Source organism: Actinomadura logoneensis (assembly GCF_003428695.1).
GTDB classification, from domain to species: Bacteria; Actinomycetota; Actinomycetes; order Streptosporangiales; family Streptosporangiaceae; genus Spirillospora; species Spirillospora logoneensis.
In genome coordinates, this window is the sequence record NZ_QURH01000626.1 from 1 (window position 1) to 2,319 (window position 2,319).

A 2,319-nucleotide genomic window follows, 5' to 3' on the forward strand; every position below is an offset into this window, starting at 1 on the left:
CAGCTCGCACGCCAGCCCCACCCGGTAGGCGGCCACCGCCTCGCCGGTCGCCCGCGCCGACTGCGTCGCGAACCCCGCGTGCTCCTCCACCCCGCGCGACAGCACCGCGCCGCCGAGCGCCGCCGGGGCGGCGTGCCGCCGCACGTCCGCGAGCGCCGAGTGCGCCACGTACTCCAGGATCATGATCCCGGACGCCGCCTCCGCGTCCGCCAGGAACGGCCGCAGGCCGGTGAACGACGGCTCGGTCAGCGTCCCCAGCCGCGCCGCCGCCAGCGCCCCCGTCTGGAACAGCGCGAGCCGCGCCGCGTCCAGCGCCAGGCCCGTCCCGGCGATGTGGAAGTTGCCGTTGTGCCACACCTCCGCGTCCGCGACGTCCACCAGCGGGTTCTCCGCCGCGCTGTTGACCATCCGCGCCACGGCCGTGTCCGCGTGCCGCGCCGCCTCGATCGCCGGGGCGTGGACCTGCGGGAACGCCCGGTACCCGTACGGGTCCTGGATGCGGGCCGGGGTCTCGTCCTCGTAGGCGAGCAGGCTCCGCACCGCCGCCGCCACCCCCGCCTGGACGGGCTGCCCCCGGTGCACGGCGGGCGCGTACGGCTCCCGCGACCCGCGCACGGCCAGCAGCGACAGCGCCGCGATCACCACCGACGCGTCCAGGGCCGTCCGCAGGTCGGTGACCGCGAGCGCCGCCTCGCCCAGCGTCGCCGCGTTCGAGCTCATGAACGCCAGCGCGTCCGCCGAGTCCAGCGGGAAGTGCGGCCCGCGCGCCAGCCCGGCGTCGGGGCTCACCGCGCCGCCGCCGTCCGGGCCGCCGTCCAGCCAGGACCGCTCGCCGATCAGGCACAGCGCCGTGGACGCCAGCGCCGTCAGGTCCCCGGTGCCGATCGCCCCGTACACCGGCACCGGCGGCAGCACCCCCAGGTTCAGCGCGTCCGCGAGCGCCGCCAACACCCCCGGATCGACGCCCGAGCCGCCCGCCGCGATCTGGTTCGCCCGGACGACCAGCATCGCCCGCACGACCTCCGGCGGCAGCAGCGGCCCGGCCCCGGCCGCGTGGCTGCGCATCAGCCGCAGGCCGTGCGCGTCCGCGTCCTCCCACTCGACCTCCACCGCGCGGTTCGCGCCCACCCCGGTCGTCCGGCCGTACACCGGCCGGCGGTCGGCCACACGCCGCGCGGTGTCCCGCGCGTCACGCGCCCGCGCCACCCCCGCCCCGGATATGGCGATCGTCACGTCCCCGCGTGCCGCGCGGGCCACCAGATCGCAGGTGAGGGACGTCCCGTCGAGCTCGATACGGCTGTGCGACACGGCGCTGCGTCCCTTTCTCGTGTTTTCAGGTCGATAACATCGGCAGTTCTCGGGTTGACCCGGCCGGGCCGGTACCGGAGATTGTCGGTTGTCTAAGGTTGGGTGGATGCCGGTCCCGATCACCCACTTGTCAGCAGACGGAACGGCGTCACGACGGCGCCCGGACAGGACGTGACTCGCTTGATCACCTTCACGGGCGTGACGAAGCGCTACCCGGACGGCACCGTCGCGGTCCGCGACCTCGACCTGGAGATCCCCGCCGGACGCATCACCGTGCTCGTCGGGCCGTCCGGCTGCGGCAAGACCACGACCCTGCGCATGGTCAACCGGATGATCGACCCGTCCGAGGGGACGATCACCGTGGACGGCCGCGACATCCGCGAGGTGGACCCGCCCCGGCTCCGCCGGGGCATCGGCTACGTCATCCAGCAGGCCGGCCTCTTCCCGCACCGAACGATCATCGACAACATCGCCACCGTGCCCTACCTGCTCCACCAGGACAAGAAGCAGGCCCGCGGGCGCGCCCTGGAACTGATGGAGCGCGTCGGGCTCGACCCCGAGCTCGCCAGGCGCTACCCCGCCCAGCTCTCCGGCGGGCAGCAGCAGCGCGTCGGCGTCGCCCGGGCGCTCGCGGCCGACCCGCCGATCATGCTGATGGACGAGCCGTTCAGCGCCGTCGACCCGATCGTCCGCACCCAGCTCCAGGACGAGTTCCTCCGCCTGCAGAGCGAGCTGGAGAAGACGATCGTCTTCGTCACCCACGACATCGACGAGGCCGTGAAGCTCGGCCACCGCATCGCGGTGTTCCAGGTCGGCGGCGTCCTCGCGCAGTACGCCACCCCCGACGAGCTGCTCGCGAACCCGGCGAACGACTTCGTGCGCGACTTCCTCGGCGGCGAGCGCGGCATCCGGCGGCTCCGGTTCGTCCAGGAGCTCGACGCCGAGGCCGCCGCCGAGCGCGCCTCGTCCGGCCCCGGGCGCGGGGCGGGCGGTGCGGCGGTGGCGCCGCCG

2 protein-coding genes are annotated in these 2,319 nt (G+C 74.9%); one reads left to right on the plus strand and one right to left on the minus strand.

Going from position 1 to position 2,319, the window contains the following annotated elements:
• The coding region (locus tag DZF91_RS24840) for an aromatic amino acid lyase (protein WP_117359669.1) at nucleotides 1-1,308 on the minus strand (1,308 nt) is incomplete at its 3' end.
• A 180-nt stretch (nucleotides 1,309-1,488) separates the two neighbouring features.
• Here DZF91_RS24840 and DZF91_RS24845 point away from each other — a divergent pair.
• Nucleotides 1,489-2,319: ABC transporter ATP-binding protein (locus DZF91_RS24845; protein ID WP_117359670.1), on the plus strand; the 831-nt coding region annotated here is incomplete at its 3' end.